This window comes from Bradyrhizobium sp. 930_D9_N1_4, from assembly GCF_052076015.1.
Taxonomy (GTDB): domain Bacteria; phylum Pseudomonadota; class Alphaproteobacteria; order Rhizobiales; family Xanthobacteraceae; genus Bradyrhizobium.
In genome coordinates this window covers 6,208,570-6,224,746 of record NZ_CP197236.1, presented here as the reverse complement: position 1 = coordinate 6,224,746, position 16,177 = coordinate 6,208,570, and the positions used below count along the sequence as shown (strand labels likewise).

Genomic DNA, 16,177 nt, shown 5'->3' with positions numbered 1-16,177 from the left:
GCCGGCATCAATGGATGCTGGCCACACCGACCCCCAGCACCGACAGTATCAGCAGATTGGTCAGCAGCTGCAGCGCCGTCTTCGGCTGCGCCAGCCATCCCGAGACCTTCTCGGAGAAGGACAGCGACGGATCGGCGAACCGCGGCTCGTGATAGTGCCTGAAGAAGTGCGGAAATTTTGGCCCGAGCCACGGCGTCAGCAGGGCGTGGAAGGTTGAGGCCATCGCAATGAAGCTGGCGGCGCCATAGCGCTGGTCGGTGAATTCGGACGCGTTGATCAGCATCATCATGAGTGCGACGCCGGAATAAAACGGCACGCCCTGGAGCAGGACGTAGAGTGCAAAACATTCGAGGCGGCTTTGGCCGGTGGACTTGGGAGCGGCGAGGGCGGTCATGATTGAACTCCTGGCTGGTCGTGCCGCCAATCTCGCTCGCCGCGTGCCGTCTTGCCGTGATGCGCCTCACGCTTGCGCCGGCGCATTCGTTCCCCACATCAGGCCGAACGGAGAAGCGTCGTCTGCGTCATCAGGCAAATATGGATTTCCATTTCATTGATTTCGCCCGCCGGAGAAGTGAATACGGTTCCAATCATTTCGTTGAGTTGTGGAGACCAAGATGTCGTTTCGCCTCCCCCTGATCCTCTCGACTGTGCTTGCCGTCTGGTCGGCAGCAGCGTCAGCCGAGACCATCAAGATCGGCGTGACGCCGGGACCGCATGCGCAGATCTTCGAGGCGGTGAAGCCGATTGCGGCGAAGAAGGGCCTCGACATCCAACTGCTCGAATTCTCCGACTACGTCGTGCCGAACGCCGCGCTCGATGCCGGCGAGATCCAGGCCAATTCGTTCCAGAACCAGCCGTACCTCGATAACCAGAAGGCCGACCGCGGTTACAAGATCGAGTCCGTCGGGCTGACCGTGAACTTCCCGATCGGCGTCTATTCGAAGAAGCACAAGGCTTTCGCTGACATCCCCGAGGGCGGCAAGGTCTCGATCCCGAACGATCCCACCAATGGCGGCCGCGTGCTGCTGCTGTTGCGCGACAAGGGCGTGATCAAGCTGAAGGACGGCACCGGCTTCAAGCCGACCGTGCTCGACGTCACCGAAAACCCGAAGAAGCTGAAGTTCATCGAGGTCGACGCGGCGCAGGCGCCGCGTGCGCTCGACGACGTCGACGCCGCCGCGATCAACACCAATTATGCAACCCAGGCGGGGCTCGATCCGGTCAAGGATCCGATCCTGCGCGAGGATCCGAAGGGCCCCTATGTCAATCTGATCGCCGTTCGCGCGGCCGACAAGGACAAGCCCTGGGTCAAGATCCTCGTCGACAGCTACCATACCCCTGAGGTCAAGGAGTTCGTCCTGACCAAGTTCAAGGGCGCGGTGCTGCCGAGCTGGTAGGCAATCTGCCCAGCCCAAATCCAGCGCAGGGGGAGCGATCCGGCGGGCAGCGTTGCGCAATGCCCGCTTGTCTGGAGCTGCGGCAACCGACATCATCGGGGGCCTGGCCATCCTCGCCGACAGGGGTCGTATGAAACGCTTTGCAAACCTGAAACGCCTGGGGTTCTTCACGCGGCTTCTCGACGAGGCCCCGCCTGCCGACCGCTATCGCTTCGCCGCCGAGCAGATCGTGCGGGCCGAGAAGGCCGGCCTCGATTCCGCGTGGATCGCGCAGCATCATTTCCACGAGCGCGAGGGCGGCCTGCCGTCGCCCTTCACGTTCCTCGGTTATGTCGCAGCCCAGACCTCGCGCATCCGCCTCGGCACCGGCATCGTCACGCTACCGCTGGAGAGCGCGGTGCGGGTGGCGGAGGACGCCGCGGTCCTTGACTTGCTCTGCAACGGCCGCTTCGAGCTCGGCGTCGGCACCGGCGGCAACCCGTCGGCCTTCGCCGCCTTCGGTCTCGACAGCGCCCAGCGCAACGAGATTTTTGCCCGCAATCTGGAGGTGGTTCGCGCCGCACTGACCGGCAAGCCGCTCGACGGCGGCGACACGATCTATCCGCAGCGGCCGCAACTGGACAAGCGGATCTGGCAGGCGACGTTCTCGGTCGCCGGTGGTGCGCGCGCCGGCAAGGCGGGCGATGGCCTGTTGCTGTCGCGCACCCAGCCTCGCACCAGGGAAGCGCCGAAGGCGACGCTGGCCGAAATCCAGAACCCGGTCATCGACGCCTATCTTGAAGCGCTGCCCAAGGGGGCTGAGCCCCGCATCATGGCCTCGCGCAGCGTCTTCGTCGCCGACGACCACGCCGAAGCGATGCGTCTGGCCGACGCCGGGCTGCGTCGCGCGCTCCCGCAATTCCTGAAGGGCGGTCACCTTCCGCCGGGCGAGACGCTGGAGGAGATGATCACGGCGTTCGACACCCATGTCGGCGACGCCGAGCACGTCATCGCCTCGCTCCGGGCCGACGCGACGCTGGAGCGCGTGACCGATCTGGTCTTCCAGGTGCATTCGGTCGATGCGCCGCATCCGTACGTCCTGCGCTCGATCGAGCTGGTCGCGGAGAAGGTTGCGCCGGCGTTGGGTTGGGTTCGAACGGCGCCTGATGTGGCGCTGGCGGGCTAGTCGCGACTTCAAGGAATTGCACGAGGCTGAATGATGAGTACGACAGATATCATCGACACGCTCGCCGGGATCGAGCCTGGCTCGGCTCTTGACGCCATCCGCGCGAAGCGCGTGCAGGCGCGCGATAACGCGCAGAAGAGCTATCTCTCGCTGTTCGAGCCGGTCGACGCGAGCGACTTCTCCCTTCTCGAACGCGCGGCGGTCGCGGCCTTCGTGACCGGGCTCCATGGCGAGTCGCCTGTTGCGACCTTCTATCGCGAGAAGCTTGCCGCGAGCGCGGATGGTGAGCGCCTGTTGGAAGCGATCGACACCGAGAGCGCGCGCGGCAAAACCTCGGGTCCGTATGGCACTTATCCGGCCGGTCCGCTGTCCGTCGAGAATACCGCCGGCTTGGTCTATCGCGTGAGCGCGAAGGGCAAATCTGTCCTTGGCGACCGGCTCGTCGCCGCGCTCGAACATGCGCATCTGCTGGTGTTCCGGCCGCGCGATGCCGCATCCACCGACATGAAGGCGCTGCTCGCCGCCGGCTGGTCGAACACCGGCATCGTCACGTTCTCCCAGCTCGTCGCGTTCCTGTCGTTCCAGGTGCGGGTCGTCAGCGGCCTCCGCACGCTCGCCGCAGCGAACGCATAAGAGGAGGCTGCATCATGAGCGCTTCAAGCAACGTCAACCCGCCCGTCGTCTTCACCCAGGACGAACTGGGCTGGGTCTCCTGGATCGATCCGCTGCCCGAGGCCGAGCTGACCGAGCGGCATTTCGCCGGCCTGGTCGATCGCTCCCGCGCCAAGTCGGAATATTTCCGCCTGCTGGTGCGCGATCCCGAGGTGCTGGAAGCCCGCACCAAGACCGACAAGGACATCTTCTACAACGTCGCCGACGGCCTGCCGCGCGCCGAGCGCGAGCTCGCAGCGGCGGCGACCTCGCGCTATAACGGCTGCATCTATTGTGCCTCCGTGCACGCGCGTTTCGCCAGCACCTATTCGAAGCGCCGTGACGACGTGCAGCGCCTGCTCGACGAAGGCGTCGAGGCCGATCTTGGCGAACGCTGGAACGCCGTTGTCAGAGCCTCGGTCGCGTTGGCCGCGACCCCGATCGCGTTTGGCCCGGACAATATCGCGGAGTTGCGCCGCGCCGGTCTCGACGACGCCGAAATCGTCGACGTTATCAACGGCGCCTCGTTCTTCAACTGGGCGAACCGGCTGATGCTGTCGCTTGGTGAGCCCTCGAAATAGGCAACCTCACCGGCACAAGAATTGCTGCTTGTTTGTAACACCTGACTGGATGGAGCCGTACATGAGCAACATCGATCGCCGTACTCTCGTCAAGGGCTCGCTCGCCGCCATGATGGCGGGAGCCGCCGTCTCGCGCAGTGCCTTTGCGCAATCCTCCGAACCGATCCTGCTCGGTGTCAGCGGTCCCCTCACGGGTCCGAACGCGCAATATGGCACGCAGTGGAAGCAGGGTTTTGACCTTGCGCTCGACGAGATCCAGGCCGCCGGCGGCATCAACGGCCGCAAGCTCGCCTATCAGTTCGAGGACAGCCAGAGCGACCCGCGCCAGTCGGTCGCGATCGCGCAGAAGTTCGTTTCCAATCCTGCCATTGTGCTGGAGCTCGGCGACTTCTCCAGCCCCGCTTCGATGGCGGCCTCGCCGATCTACCAGCGCGCCGGTCTGGTGCAATTCGGCTTCACCAATTCGCATCCCGATTTCACCAAGGGCGGCGACTTCATGTGGAGCACCTCAGTCAGCCAGGCCGACGAGCAGCCGCTGCTGGCGTCGTACGCCGTGAAGCGTCTCAAGCTGAAGAAGCTCGCGGTGCTGCACCTCAACACCGATTGGGGCCGCACCAGCCGCGACTATTTCGTCAACGCCGCCAAGGAATACGGCGCTGAGATCGCCGTCACCGAAGCCTATATCGCGGAAGAGCGTGACTTCCGTTCCACTCTGGTGCGCGTGCGCGACGCCAATCCGGACGGGCTGATCCTGATCTCTTACTATTCCGATGGCGCGCTGATCGCACGCCAGGCGCGCCAGGTCGGGTTGAAGCAGGTGATCTGCGCCGCAAGCTCGGTCTACTCGCCGAAGTTTCTGGAGCTCGGCGGCGAGGCCGTCGAGGAGGTCCATGTCGGCACGCGCTACTTCCCGGAAGACCCGCGGCCTGAAGTGCAGAAGTTCATCGCCGGCTTCAAGAAGAAGTACAACGGGCTGGAGCCCGACGCCTTCAACGCTTACGCCTATGACGCGATGAACATGGCGGCCGCCGTGGTGAGGATCGGCGGCACCGATCGCCGCGCCGTCCGCGATGCCTTCATGAAAGTCAAGGATGTCCCCAGCGTGATCTTCGGCGCCGCGACGTTCGACGTCGCGAGCCGTCGCGTCAAGGGCGCCATGAATGCCGAGTTGGTCGTGCGCAAGGGCCAGTTCGCGCTCTGGGACGGCAAGCCGACCTGACGTGATCACCCTTGATTAGGAACGCTGCGTGTCTTCCTGGCTCGACTACACGATCAACGGGCTGATCGTCGGCAATGTCTACGCCCTCGTTGCGGTCGGGCTTGCGCTGATCTTCGGCGTCAGCCGGCTGATCAACTTTGCGCAGGGCTCGATCTATCTCGTCGGCGCCTATGTCGGCTGGGTCGCGGTGGTGCAGCTGCATACGCCGCTGCCGCTGACCATTATCGTGGTGGCAGTGGCCGCCGCGATCGTTGGATTGATCATCGAGCGGTTCGGCCTGAGGCCGCTGCAAAACTCGGTGCGCATCGCGCCGCTGCTCGCGACCATAGGCATCAGCTTCGTGCTCGACCAGCTGGTGATGCTGACCTTCTCGCCCAATCCGCGCGCGCTGCCGAGCCAGTTGCCTGACGTTCGCTTCCAGGTCGGTGGCGGCACCATCGGCCCGCTCGATCTCCTGATCGCCGGCGTCGGTCTTACCAGCGCGTTGTTGCTGTTCGTGTTCCTGCGCTACAGCAAGCTCGGCTGGGCGGTGCGCGCGGCGTCGCAGGATCGCGATGCGGCAATGCAGATGGGCGTCGACGTCAACCGCGTCAATCAGGCGGTGTTTGGCATTGCGGCAGCGCTCGGCGGCGTCTCCGGCATGCTGGTCGGCATGTACTACAACCAGATCGACACCGCGATGAGCCTTCAGGCGACGCTGAAGGGCGTCGTCGCGGAAGTCGTCGGTGGTGCCGGCAACGTGCCGGGGGCGGTGATCGGCAGCCTGCTGCTCGGATTGGTGGAGAGCTACGGCGTGGCCGTGTTCGGCACCAGCTACCGTAATTTGTTCGCGTTCCTGCTGCTGGTCGTCGTGCTCGTGCTGCGGCCGAACGGCCTGTTCGCCAGCGCGCGGCAGGCGCCGCCCGAGCCGCTTACCGGCACCTTCATTGCGCCGAGCCGTCCCGTCCGCATCCCGCGCTGGGCCCTGCTGCTTGCGGCCGCGATCTTCGCGATCCTGCCGTTCTTCCCCGTGTCCTTCTACGTGCTCCAGACCCTGATCAACGCCTGGCTGCTCGGCATGCTCGCGCTCAGCCTGACGCTGGTTGCGGGCACGGTGGGGCAGGTCTCGCTCGGGCACGCCGCACTGCTCGCGATCGGCGCCTACACCTCCGCGCTGCTGTCACTGACCTTCTCCGTGCCTGTCGGCCTCGCCATCATCGGCGGTGGCTTGATGAGCGCCGCGCTTGGCACCGCGCTGATCTCGCCGTCATTCCGCCTGCGCGGGCATTATGTTTCGATCGCGACACTTGCGATCGGCGAGATCGTGTCACTGGTGATTTTGAACTGGGAAAGCGTCACCCGAGGCCCGATCGGCATCTCCGGCATTCCGCCGCTGTCGCTGTTCGGCTACGAGCTGATCAGCCCGAATTCGATCTACTGGTTCAGTTTTATCGTGATGGTCGTGCTGGCGCTGCTCCAGGGACGTCTGCTCAGCTCGCATCTCGGCCGCAGCTTTCGCGCCATCCGCGACGACGACATCGCCGCACGCGCCTATGGCCTCAGCCTGAACCGCTACAAATCGCTGGCCTTCATCTTCGGCGGCTTCGCCGCCGGTGTCAGCGGCGGCATCGCCGCGCATCTCTATTCCTACATCAACCACGAGACCTTCAACACGCAGCAATCGATCCTGGCGCTCACGGTCGTGATTCTCGGCGGCCTCGGCAATGTCGTCGGCGCGATTCTCGGAGCGGTCGCGCTGGTCGGCTTGCCCGAACTGTTCCGGATCGCGGCGGAGTACCGCATCCTGATCTACGGCATCGTGCTGCTGCTGCTCGTACGGTTCAGGCCGCAGGGCCTGCTGGGGACGATGTAATGGCGGAGCGCGCCCCCATGCTGTCCTTGCGCGGATTGACGCGTCGCTTCGGCGGTCTCACTGCGGTCGACGCCATCGATCTCGATCTCGCCAAAGGCGAGCTGATCAGCATCATCGGCCCGAACGGCGCCGGCAAGACGACGCTGTTCAATCTCGTGACCGGGCTCGACCGGCCGGATGCGGGCCATGTCGGCTTCGAGGGCCAGGACATCACCGGGTTCTCGCCGGAGCGGCTCGCTGGTCAGGGTATCGCGCGCACCTTCCAGCTCGGCCGGGTCTTCGGCAATCTCAGCGTCATGGACAACGTCCTGATCGGCGCGCATACGCGGCTGCGCGCGGTGAAACCGGCCGTGCCCGTGATCGGCCCGCTATTGGAGCTGGGACTGGCGCTGTTGCGCCCGGCCAGCGTCAAAGCCGAGGAAGAGCGGCTGCGCGAGGAGGTGAAGGTCATTCTCGCGCGCTTCGGTGAGCGTCTGTTGCCGCGCATCGATCAGCCCGCCTATAGCCTGTCCTACGCCAACCGCCGCCGTATCGAGATCGCGCGTGCGCTCGCGCTGAAACCCCGACTGTTGCTGCTGGATGAGCCCACCGCCGGCATGAATCCGACCGAGACCGCGGAGATGCAGGCACTCGTCGCCGAACTGAAGGCGGAAGGGCTGACCATCCTCCTGATCGAGCACAAGCTGGAGATGGTGATGCGCCTTTCGGACCGCGTCCTCGTCATGGACGAGGGCAGGAAGATCGCGGAAGGGCCGGGCGAGAAGGTGCGTACCGATCCCAAGGTGATCGAAGCCTATCTCGGCCACGGCCTGTCAGGGACACCGGAGCCGGAGAGCGTGGCATGACGACAAGCGCATCCGAACCGCTGCTCACGCTCTCGGGCGTCAACACCTTCTACGGCCAGGCCCAGGTGCATTTCGACCTGTCGATCACGGTCGGCCGCGGCCATATCGTGTGCCTGCTCGGCGGCAACGCCAGCGGCAAGTCGACGACGATGAAGATCATTCTGGGTCTCGTGAAGCCGCGCTCGGGCGATGTGACCTTCGACGGCGCCTCGCTGCTGGGGCTGACCACGCCGCAGATCGTCCGCCGCGGCATCGCCTCTGTGCCGGAGGCACGGCGGTTGTTCGCGGACATGAGCGTCCGCGAAAACATCCTGATGGGCGCCTTCGTGCGCAACGACCGTGAGGCGATCGCGCAGGACCTCGACAAGATGCTCACGCTGTTCCCGAAGCTTGGGCAGCGACTGTCGCAGCGCGCCGGCTCGCTCTCCGGCGGCGAGCAGCAGATGGTCGCGATGGCGCGTGCGCTGATGAGCCGTCCCAGGATGATCGTGATGGATGAGCCGACCATGGGCCTGTCGCCGCTCTATGTCGATCGCGTGCTCGAGCTGATCCGCACCGTCAACCAGGAGGGCGTCTCGGTCTTCATGGTCGAGCAGAATGCCAGCCTCGCCCTCGAGATCGCGCACGAGGCCTATGTGCTCCAGACCGGCAAGATCGTGCTCTCGGGCCCGGCGCGCGAGCTGAAGGAAGATCCGCGGGTGCGGGATGCCTATCTTGGTGGGTCTGAAGCGGCTTAGCTCGATCCATCCCCGCGTCATGGCCGGGCTTGACCCGGCCATCCACGTCTCAGCTCTTGTCACGAAGAACGTGGATGCCCGGGACAAGCCCGGGCATGACGACCTCCCGGCAAATCCGCATACGCGATCATCAACCGGCAACTAGTCAGTGTGATCATTCTATGAAAAGATCATACCGCTGCCGCGATGGGGCGTGCGGCAGACGGAATGATGTTCGTGACGAAATGGTCCTTGCGGGCGGTCGAGCCCGGTGTCGTGCTGCTGTTTGGCGGGCTCATGGCCGCCAACATCGCCGCATGGGCCTGGGCCTTCGCGGCGTTCGGCGACCGTCCCACGGTGATGGCGACCGCGCTGCTCGCCTGGGTGTTCGGCCTCCGCCACGCCGTCGATGCCGACCACATCGCAGCCATCGATAATGTCGTGCGCAAGCTTATGCAGGCAGGCGATACGCCACGCAGCGTGGGCCTCTATTTCGCGCTCGGTCATTCCACCGTCGTCGTGATCGCGACCATGCTGCTTGCGCTTGGCGTGGTGAGCCTTGGCGGCGACAGCCTGCTCAAGGAGATCGGCGGCTTTATCGGTACGTCGGTGTCGGCGCTGTTTCTGCTGGTGATCGCAGCGATCAATCTTGCCATCTTCGTCGGCCTGTGGCGGACGTTTCGAATGGCGCGCGAGCAGGGCGTTCACGACGCCGAAGGCCTCGACAAGCTGCTCGCCAATCGCGGATTCCTGGCGCGGCTGCTTGGCCCGATGTTCCGCCTGGTGACAACGCCGTGGCACATGTATCCGCTCGGGCTCCTGTTCGGGCTGGGCTTCGACACCGCAACCGAGATCGGCCTGCTCAGCATCTCCGCCAGCGAAGCCGCGCGCGGGGCTTCGCTCGCCGACGTTCTGGTCTTCCCGGCGCTGTTTGCCGCCGGCATGGCGCTGGTCGACACGGCCGACTCCGCGCTGATGGTCAGCGCCTATCGCTGGGCCTTCGTCGATCCCTTGCGCAAGCTCTGGTACAATCTCACGATCACCGGGGCTTCCGTCGCGGTCGCGCTGTTCATCGGCGGCATCGAGGCGCTCGGGCTGGTCGCCGACCGGCTTGGCGTGAGCGGCGGCCTGTGGACGCTGGTCGACGGGCTCAACGAGTCGCTTGCCAATGTCGGCTTCGCCGTGATCGCGCTGTTTGCGGTCGCGTGGCTCGTCTCGGTCCTGCTCTATCGCCGCATGTTCGCGAGCGACTCTTTGCGTGCTGACGTGCTTCGAGGCGCCGATGCGACCGAGACGGCCTGAGTCTTTCTGTCGTCGCGGTGGGCTGACGGCACTCTCCGCCATCGTGCTTCTCGCCGATGAGGGCAGTGCGTTTGCACAGAGCAATGGCGCCTCACGCGAATTGCCGCCGGTCCAGATCTCCGGCGGTGAGACCAGGCCTCACAAGAAGCCTGCCGCATCGCGACACGCCAGCAGGCCCGTCCAGCCTAGCGGGCGCGTCGTCGTCGATCCGGCCGCAACGCAATCATCCGATGCCCGCAGCGTTGGCTCCGGCGCAAACGGCCCGCCTGGCATGGCGAGCGAGATCACCATCTCCGGTGCGGAGGTCAACGCGCGCCCCTTCACGCGGCCGGGCGAGGCGCTCGAAGCCGTGCCGGGGTTGATCGTGACCCAGCATTCCGGCGAGGGCAAAGCCAACCAGTATTTTCTGCGCGGCTATAATCTCGATCACGGCACCGACCTCGCGATCACCGTCGACGGCGTCCCCGTCAACATGCGCACGCACGCGCATGGCCAGGGCTATGCAGATTTGAACTGGCTGATCCCGGAAACCATCGCCGCGATCGACGTGCGCAAGGGACCGTATTTTGCCGATGAGGGCGATTTCGCCTCGGTCGGCAGCGTGCATATCGGCCTGATCGACCGCACCAGGGGTCTTGCGCAGGTCACCGCCGGCAGTTTTGGTTATCGCCGCCTGCTCGGCATGAACTCAGCGAAAGTGGGCGATGGCTCGCTGCTCGTCGCCGGCGAGATCGGGACCTATAACGGCCCGTGGGACAATCCGGACAATGTGCGCAAGCTCAACGGCCTCGTGCGCTACAGCCAGGGCACCGCGACCGACGGCGTCTCCATCACCGGCATGGCCTATGCGAATAAATGGAATTCGACCGACCAGGTGCCACAGCGCGCGATCGCGTCCGGCTTTCTCAGCCGGTTCGGCTCGGAAGATCCAAGCGACGGCGGCAACACCAACCGTTTTGCACTCTCGGGCCGCGTCGCGCAGAGCGACGATCTCGGCTCGTGGAAGGCCAACGCCTATGTCGTGAAGAGCCAGCTCGATCTCTTCAACAATTTCACCTACTTCCTCAGCGACCCGGTGCTCGGCGACCAGTTCCACCAGCACGACGACCGCCTGATGGCCGGCGCCAACATCTCGCGTACGCTGAACGGCTCGTTCGCCGGCCTGCCGATGCAGACCACCATCGGGCTGCAATCGCGCTACGACGCGATCGATCTGGCGCTGACCAATACTTTCCAGCGCGGCTTCGTGTCCAACACCCGCAGCGACAAGGTCGGCGAGGGCAGCTTCGGTCTCTATGCCGAGAACACCGTGCGCTGGACCGATTGGCTGAGGACGACCGTTGGTCTGCGCGGCGATTATTACGCCGCCGACGTCACTTCGCTGTTCAACGCGAACAACTCAGGCCGTGCCGATGCCGCGCTCGGCAGTCCCAAATTCAGGATAGTGCTCGGGCCATTCAACCAGACCGAATTCTTCGTTGGCGCCGGCACCGGCATGCATTCGAACGACGCGCGCGGGGCGACCACGACGGAAGATCCCAGCGATCCCGCCACACGCCTGACGCCATCCCCGCTGCTGGTGCGCACCAAGGGCGCGGAGGTCGGCGTGCGCAGCAGGATCGTCCCGGGCCTCGACACTTCGCTCAGCCTCTTCGTTCTCGACCAGGATTCCGAGATCCTGTTCTCCGGCGATGCCGGCGATACCTCGGCGACCCGCGCCAGCCGCCGCTATGGCTTTGAGTGGACCAATCACTATCGCCCGCGCTCCTGGATCGACATCGACGCCGATCTCGCCATGACGCATGCGCGCTTTCGTGGCTTCGACAGCGAGCAGGCGGAGGTCTACGCTTCGCTCGCCGGCTATCCCGAAGCGCAGATCGGCAACGCGCCCGGCAATTACGTTCCGAATGCGCCGGCGATGGTGGCCTCGGCCGGCATCACGCTCGGCGAGAAAACCGGCTGGTTCGGGACCTTGCGCTGGCGCTATCTGGCGTCGAGCCCGCTGACGGAAGACAATGCGTTCCGCTCATCCGCGACCAGCATCTTCAACGGCCGCCTCGGCTATCGCACCGACAATGGCTGGCGCATCCAGCTCGACGTGCTCAATCTCTTCAACACGCAGGGGAACCAGATCACTTACGCCTACGGCTCGCTGCTCAAGACCGACACGCTGTACAATCTCTGCACCGGCGGCGTCGCGCCGACCGCGGTCTGCCAGAACGGCGTGATGGATTACGTGCTGCATCCCGTGGAGCCGCTGACGTTTCGCGTGACGATGGCCGGTACGTTCTAGGCCGACGCCGCGCTCGCGGCCGGCTCCGCCGGCAGATCGTCGGCATTGGGATCGCCCGGCGCGGTGGCCCAGGCCAGCTCCACCAGCGTTACGAATCTGCGGCCGCCGCCGTCGAGCTGGACGACGATCAAGCCCTGCTCTTCCATGTAGCCGAGCAAACGCTGGGCGCGGCGCAGCGAATGCGAGCCATAGGCACGCGCGATCGCGGCATCGCCGGGGCAGGGCCAGCCTTCCTTGGCCGCGCGCGCGATCATCATGAACACGCCCTGCATGTCGTCGGGCAGGATCGAGGCGCGCAGCGTCACGTCCTGCCAGTCGTCGCCTTCGGCGAGGTCCGTGCCCAGGCCGGCGCGCGCATGTGTCAGCATGCGGCGGAATTCGTTCAGGTCAGGCACGGCCGCGCCCAGGCCTTCGATGCGGCAGCGGACCACGAATTCCTGGTAGAGTACGCCGACGGCGCGGAAGCCGGCGTCCGGCGCGTCGAGCACGGCGCGCAACGTACGATTCACGCGCTCGCGCCGCTCCGCCAGCTCCTCGGCACTGACCGGCACCTCGACCATCTCGGTCCGGATCTCCGGCGTGGCGGCCGCCTTCGCGGCGCGGAGCTGTTCGAGCAGGTCAGGCGCGGGCCGGCGCTGCGGGCGGCTGGCATCCGGCGGCGGCGCCGCCAGGATCACGGCGCGCATATTCTCAAGTGCGGCTTCCGGCAGCGGCATCAGCCGCGGCGTCGAATTGCGCGCATGGGTGTCGGTCGGGCCGATGTGCAGACGCAACGGGCGCCGCGACAGCGCAGGTCCCAGCGCCATGAACTGGCCGCGCTCGAGATCGCGAAAGGATTCGGCCTGCCGCCGCTCCATGCCGAGCAGGTCGGCGGCGCGCGCCATGTCGATGTCGAGGAAGGTGCGGCCCATCAGGAAGTTCGAGGCCTCCGCGGCGACGTTCTTGGCGAGCTTCGCCAGACGTTGCGTCGCGATGACTCCGGCCAGTCCGCGCTTGCGGCCGCGGCACATCAGGTTGGTCATGGCGCCGAGCGACAGTTTTCGCGCTTCGTCCGAGACTTCGCCGGCGACGGCGGGTGCGAACAGCTGTGCCTCGTCCACCACCACCAGCATCGGGTACCAATGGTCCCGCTCCACATCAAAGAGACCGCCGAGGAAGGCGGCGGCGCGCCGCATCTGGTTCTCGGCGTCCAGCCCTTCGAGATTGAGCACGGTGGAGACGCGATGCAGCCGCGCCCGTTCGCCGGCGACCTGCAGACCGCGCTCGGTGTGATCCTCGGCCTCGATGACGAGGTGGCCGAAGCGCTCGGCCAGCGTGACGAAGTCACCTTCGGGATCGATGATGGCCTGCTGCACCCAAGGTGCGCTCTGCTCCAGCAGCCGTCGCAGCAGATGCGACTTGCCGGAACCCGAATTGCCCTGCACCAGCAGACGGGTCGCCAGGAGTTCCTCGAGGTCCATGGCGGCCGCGGCGCCCGCCGTGGTCTGCCCCATCTCGATCGCAACCGTCATGCCCGACTCAAGTCCCCATCATCAGCGGACAGGGGCTTATCAATCCGGCCGCGGCGCGTCGAGCGTTCCAGCGCGAATCATGCCGTGTTGCCCACGGCGGCGTTCAGGCGGGATTCGATTGCCGTAGAAGTGCGGGCCGATAGGGCGCCTGCGGATCGTCGTCCTCGTTCTCGGGGATCGCGCAGGAGCCGAATTCTTGCCGGATGCGCTCGATCTCGGCGATGCGCTCGTGCAGCCGCTGCAAATGCTCGGCCGAATTCGCCCGCCAGAACCGGAAGGTGTCGGCGGTCAGCGGCAGGAATGCGGTGCCTGACAGCGTCGGCTCGGGAACGATGGTGCGCCCGAGCAGCAGGAACCGGTCACTGCCGGAGACGACAAGCGTCGCATAGCCGCGGTTGCCGATTCGCCTGATGCCGTTCAGCGACCATTCGGCCAGCTTGCTGAAATAGGGCTCCTCGCGCCAGCGATCGGGGCAGTCGTCGTCGACCGTCACGTTCACGGCGTCCTGGCTGAAATGCACGATGATGCCTGACTTCGCCGGGAACCAGTCGTCGTCGAGATGGCCTTGCAGCCAGGCGCAGACGAAGGACCGGCACATCTGCGGACGCCGCTCGTAGATGCTGCACCCGGTGCCCGTCTGCCAATGCTGGCAGAGCTGGTTCACCGGCTTGTCGACGGCGGCGACTTCCAGAATATCGCAGCAGGCGTTGCACGATCCGCATTGCCGGGTCAGCGGCGCCGCCTTCGGCAGACCGGTCGCGCGAAAACCCTGGCCGTCGCGGACCAGGAGTTTCTGCTTCTCCAGCGCATGCAGCGCACGTTCGATCTTGAGACGGGACAGTCCGGTCGCGTCGATCACGCCCTTCATCGTCGTCGCGCCCGCCTCGACCGCACGGACGACGCTGAGCATCGACTGATCCATTCTTCTTTTCTTCTCTGGTTTTTGTCTGGATCCCAAACGCCAGCGCTGCCCGCCGCCCGTGAGAGGGCGTAGCGGACAGGTGACTTGCAAAGCTATCTTGCTCAGGCCTGTTCGCGAGACAAGAAGCCGAGCCCGCCGCGCGCGCATGCAGCGCTTGCGTAAATGGAGGATCACATGCGGAGCGTGAGATCTCGTTCGCGCCCGCGATGACGCGGAGCCATGTGCGCTTTGGTTGAATTCGCGGGCAAACAACGCGTTTTCACATCGCGATGTGCCGAGACATGACGGGCAGCATGCTTACGTCTCACGCAGTCGTGATATTTGCGGCTGCGGGCAGCCATCGCGCACCGACGACACGTTCGCGTGATTGACGAGATACGGTCGCGTTTGTCAGCAGGACGCGCCGCCCTCGACATGTGCATGCGCTATCGAAAAGCGGCAATGAGGTTCGCGCCCGCGTTGGTTTCGCGCCACACCGGGAACCGCGTGCTTTGAAACATCACACGCGAATAGTCGTTGCGCGATGCGCGCAACGACGGAAGACCAGGGTCGAGTGTTTGATATCCGGGAAAGAGGTCGCGGGCGCGCTACTGCGCGCCCGATCCGCCCTGCACGATCTTTTCGTTCAGCTTCAGGTCGACGGTTTCGACCGTGCGGTCGATCTCGGCATTGGGCGTGCCGAGCTGATGCGAGATCAGCTTGACCAGCAGATCGACGCGCTCGATGAAGGGGGCGCCGCTCGCCACCGCGCGCGCCGCCGAGGACGGCTTGAGCAGGCTTTCGGCGGCCTTGGCGTATTTCGCGAACGGCACCTGGTCCTGCGGATCGGCGCCGAGGCGGCGTGCGATCGAGTCGACATGGTCATAGATCGTCTGCGAGCGCGCGAGATCGCCGTGCACGGCGTCGCGGATCGACTGCGGCTCGTTCGGCGTGATGCAGCGATAATTGCCGGTGAGCAGCATCGACCATTTCGCCAGCGGCACGAACAGGGAGTCGAACACTTTCAGCTTCACCGGAACGTCGTGGCCGTCGAGCGTCACCGCGTCGATGTCGGCTTCGAGTTCGCGCAGCACCTTGTTGTGCTTCTCGTCGGCGAAGGCCGAGGCCTTGAAGTTGGTGGGCAGGCCGACATGCAGCACGTTTGCGGCCTCTTCCGGCGGACGGAAGGCCTGCGGATCGGGCGAGCAGAGCGTCACGAGGCCCGGCTCGAAGCGCTCCCACACCTGCGCATTGGTATAGGCCTCCTCGAGGTCCATGTCGGCAAGCGAGGGGATCCGCTTGAGGTAGGGAAGCGGCGGCATGTTCATGATCGACAGGCACGGCAGCTTCGCCGCGGCGATCCTGACCATGAGAACGCGCACCGTGTGGTTGGTGTATTGCGGCTCCTGCATCGCAAGGCCGACCATGTCGGAGCGGGAAAGGTCGACATTGGCCGGCGTCACCGCGTCGAGCTTGCCCGGCAGGTCGCGTGAGAAGATCGCCCGATGCACCGCTTCGTCGCGCAGCTTGATGCGCACCTCAGTACCGTCGCGGTTGATCAGCTCGGCGGTCTTGGAGCGGCAGACCAGGGTCACGTTATGCCCTGCCATTAGCAGCTTCGTGCCCAGCAGGGAGCCGTAGGAAGCCCCAAGAATCAGGATGTTGCGCGCCATGTTCCGTCCCTTTGAAATGTGTGTGATTTTTGCGCCCGGGCCGTCATCCGCGGGCCAGTTGCCGGCATGTA

14 protein-coding genes are annotated in these 16,177 nt (G+C 65.3%); 10 read left to right on the top strand and 4 right to left on the bottom strand.

Features of this window, described 5'->3' with window-relative positions:
• Nucleotides 1–7 precede the first annotated feature (7 nt).
• Nucleotides 8–394 (bottom strand): hypothetical protein, encoded by a 387-nt coding sequence (locus AB7532_RS29620; protein WP_441238214.1) that lies wholly within the window; start codon nt 392–394, stop codon nt 8–10.
• A 220-nt stretch (nt 395–614) separates the two neighbouring features.
• On the opposite strand from AB7532_RS29620, the gene AB7532_RS29615 reads away from it, so the two are divergent.
• From AB7532_RS29615 to AB7532_RS29570, 10 genes are all read left to right on the top strand, one after another.
• Complete coding sequence (locus AB7532_RS29615; protein WP_441238213.1) at nt 615–1,397, top strand: MetQ/NlpA family ABC transporter substrate-binding protein; 783 nt, start codon at nt 615–617, stop codon at nt 1,395–1,397.
• Nucleotides 1,398–1,527: 130 nt separating this feature from the next.
• Entirely contained in the window at nt 1,528–2,562 is a 1,035-nt protein-coding gene (locus AB7532_RS29610) for a putative FMN-dependent luciferase-like monooxygenase (RefSeq protein ID WP_441238212.1), read from the top strand.
• A 33-nt stretch (nt 2,563–2,595) separates the two neighbouring features.
• Nucleotides 2,596–3,195 (top strand): CMD domain protein, encoded by a 600-nt coding sequence (locus tag AB7532_RS29605; RefSeq protein ID WP_441239379.1) that lies wholly within the window; start codon nt 2,596–2,598, stop codon nt 3,193–3,195.
• Nucleotides 3,196–3,209: 14 nt separating this feature from the next.
• Nucleotides 3,210–3,794, top strand: coding sequence for an alkylhydroperoxidase domain protein (locus tag AB7532_RS29600; protein ID WP_441238211.1), 585 nt, complete (start codon nt 3,210–3,212; stop codon nt 3,792–3,794).
• Between the two features lie 61 nt (nt 3,795–3,855).
• Nucleotides 3,856–5,013, top strand: a complete 1,158-nt coding sequence (locus AB7532_RS29595; RefSeq protein ID WP_441238210.1) for an ABC transporter substrate-binding protein — start codon at nt 3,856–3,858, stop codon at nt 5,011–5,013.
• A 28-nt stretch (nt 5,014–5,041) separates the two neighbouring features.
• Nucleotides 5,042–6,865: an ABC transporter permease gene (locus AB7532_RS29590; RefSeq protein ID WP_441238209.1), complete on the top strand. Its 1,824-nt coding sequence runs from the start codon at nt 5,042–5,044 to the stop codon at nt 6,863–6,865.
• Nucleotides 6,865–7,710 carry an ABC transporter ATP-binding protein gene (locus tag AB7532_RS29585; RefSeq protein WP_441238208.1) on the top strand — a complete coding sequence of 282 codons (846 nt, stop codon included), beginning with the start codon at nt 6,865–6,867 and terminating at the stop codon, nt 7,708–7,710. Before AB7532_RS29590 ends, AB7532_RS29585 begins: the two co-directional genes overlap by 1 nt.
• Nucleotides 7,707–8,447 carry an ABC transporter ATP-binding protein gene (locus tag AB7532_RS29580; protein ID WP_441238207.1) on the top strand — a complete coding sequence of 247 codons (741 nt, stop codon included), beginning with the start codon at nt 7,707–7,709 and terminating at the stop codon, nt 8,445–8,447. Before AB7532_RS29585 ends, AB7532_RS29580 begins: the two co-directional genes overlap by 4 nt.
• A 207-nt stretch (nt 8,448–8,654) precedes the next feature.
• Nucleotides 8,655–9,728: a HoxN/HupN/NixA family nickel/cobalt transporter gene (locus tag AB7532_RS29575; protein WP_441238206.1), complete on the top strand. Its 1,074-nt coding sequence runs from the start codon at nt 8,655–8,657 to the stop codon at nt 9,726–9,728.
• Complete coding sequence (locus AB7532_RS29570; RefSeq protein WP_441238205.1) at nt 9,709–12,021, top strand: TonB-dependent receptor; 2,313 nt, start codon at nt 9,709–9,711, stop codon at nt 12,019–12,021. Before AB7532_RS29575 ends, AB7532_RS29570 begins: the two co-directional genes overlap by 20 nt.
• Here AB7532_RS29570 and AB7532_RS29565 read toward each other — a convergent pair.
• The 3 genes from AB7532_RS29565 to AB7532_RS29555 all read right to left on the bottom strand — a co-directional run bounded on the left by AB7532_RS29565 (nt 12,018) and on the right by AB7532_RS29555 (nt 16,106).
• Nucleotides 12,018–13,532, bottom strand: coding sequence for a helicase HerA domain-containing protein (locus AB7532_RS29565; RefSeq protein ID WP_441238204.1), 1,515 nt, complete (start codon nt 13,530–13,532; stop codon nt 12,018–12,020). The genes AB7532_RS29570 and AB7532_RS29565 overlap by 4 nt on opposite strands.
• Before the next feature lie 103 nt (nt 13,533–13,635).
• A complete protein-coding gene (locus AB7532_RS29560) occupies nt 13,636–14,454 on the bottom strand; it encodes a YkgJ family cysteine cluster protein (protein ID WP_441238203.1) in 819 nt (272 codons plus the stop codon).
• Nucleotides 14,455–15,041: 587 nt separating this feature from the next.
• On the bottom strand, nt 15,042–16,106 hold the full coding sequence (locus AB7532_RS29555) for a ketopantoate reductase family protein (RefSeq protein ID WP_441238202.1): 1,065 nt from the start codon (nt 16,104–16,106) through the stop codon (nt 15,042–15,044).
• Nucleotides 16,107–16,177 lie beyond the last annotated feature (71 nt).

What these genes read in the sequence shown, in the direction of transcription:
- AB7532_RS29620 (WP_441238214.1), bottom strand. Translation starts at nt 394, where the DNA reads ATGACCGCCCTCGCCGCTCCCAAGTCCACCGGCCAAAGCCGCCTCGAA.
- AB7532_RS29615 (WP_441238213.1), top strand. Translation starts at nt 615, where the DNA reads ATGTCGTTTCGCCTCCCCCTGATCCTCTCGACTGTGCTTGCCGTCTGG.
- AB7532_RS29610 (WP_441238212.1), top strand. Translation starts at nt 1,528, where the DNA reads ATGAAACGCTTTGCAAACCTGAAACGCCTGGGGTTCTTCACGCGGCTT.
- AB7532_RS29605 (WP_441239379.1), top strand. Translation starts at nt 2,596, where the DNA reads ATGAGTACGACAGATATCATCGACACGCTCGCCGGGATCGAGCCTGGC.
- AB7532_RS29600 (WP_441238211.1), top strand. Translation starts at nt 3,210, where the DNA reads ATGAGCGCTTCAAGCAACGTCAACCCGCCCGTCGTCTTCACCCAGGAC.
- AB7532_RS29595 (WP_441238210.1), top strand. Translation starts at nt 3,856, where the DNA reads ATGAGCAACATCGATCGCCGTACTCTCGTCAAGGGCTCGCTCGCCGCC.
- AB7532_RS29585 (WP_441238208.1), top strand. Translation starts at nt 6,865, where the DNA reads ATGGCGGAGCGCGCCCCCATGCTGTCCTTGCGCGGATTGACGCGTCGC.
- AB7532_RS29580 (WP_441238207.1), top strand. Translation starts at nt 7,707, where the DNA reads ATGACGACAAGCGCATCCGAACCGCTGCTCACGCTCTCGGGCGTCAAC.
- AB7532_RS29575 (WP_441238206.1), top strand. Translation starts at nt 8,655, where the DNA reads ATGATGTTCGTGACGAAATGGTCCTTGCGGGCGGTCGAGCCCGGTGTC.
- AB7532_RS29570 (WP_441238205.1), top strand. Translation starts at nt 9,709, where the DNA reads ATGCGACCGAGACGGCCTGAGTCTTTCTGTCGTCGCGGTGGGCTGACG.
- AB7532_RS29565 (WP_441238204.1), bottom strand. Translation starts at nt 13,532, where the DNA reads ATGACGGTTGCGATCGAGATGGGGCAGACCACGGCGGGCGCCGCGGCC.
- AB7532_RS29560 (WP_441238203.1), bottom strand. Translation starts at nt 14,454, where the DNA reads ATGGATCAGTCGATGCTCAGCGTCGTCCGTGCGGTCGAGGCGGGCGCG.
- AB7532_RS29555 (WP_441238202.1), bottom strand. Translation starts at nt 16,106, where the DNA reads ATGGCGCGCAACATCCTGATTCTTGGGGCTTCCTACGGCTCCCTGCTG.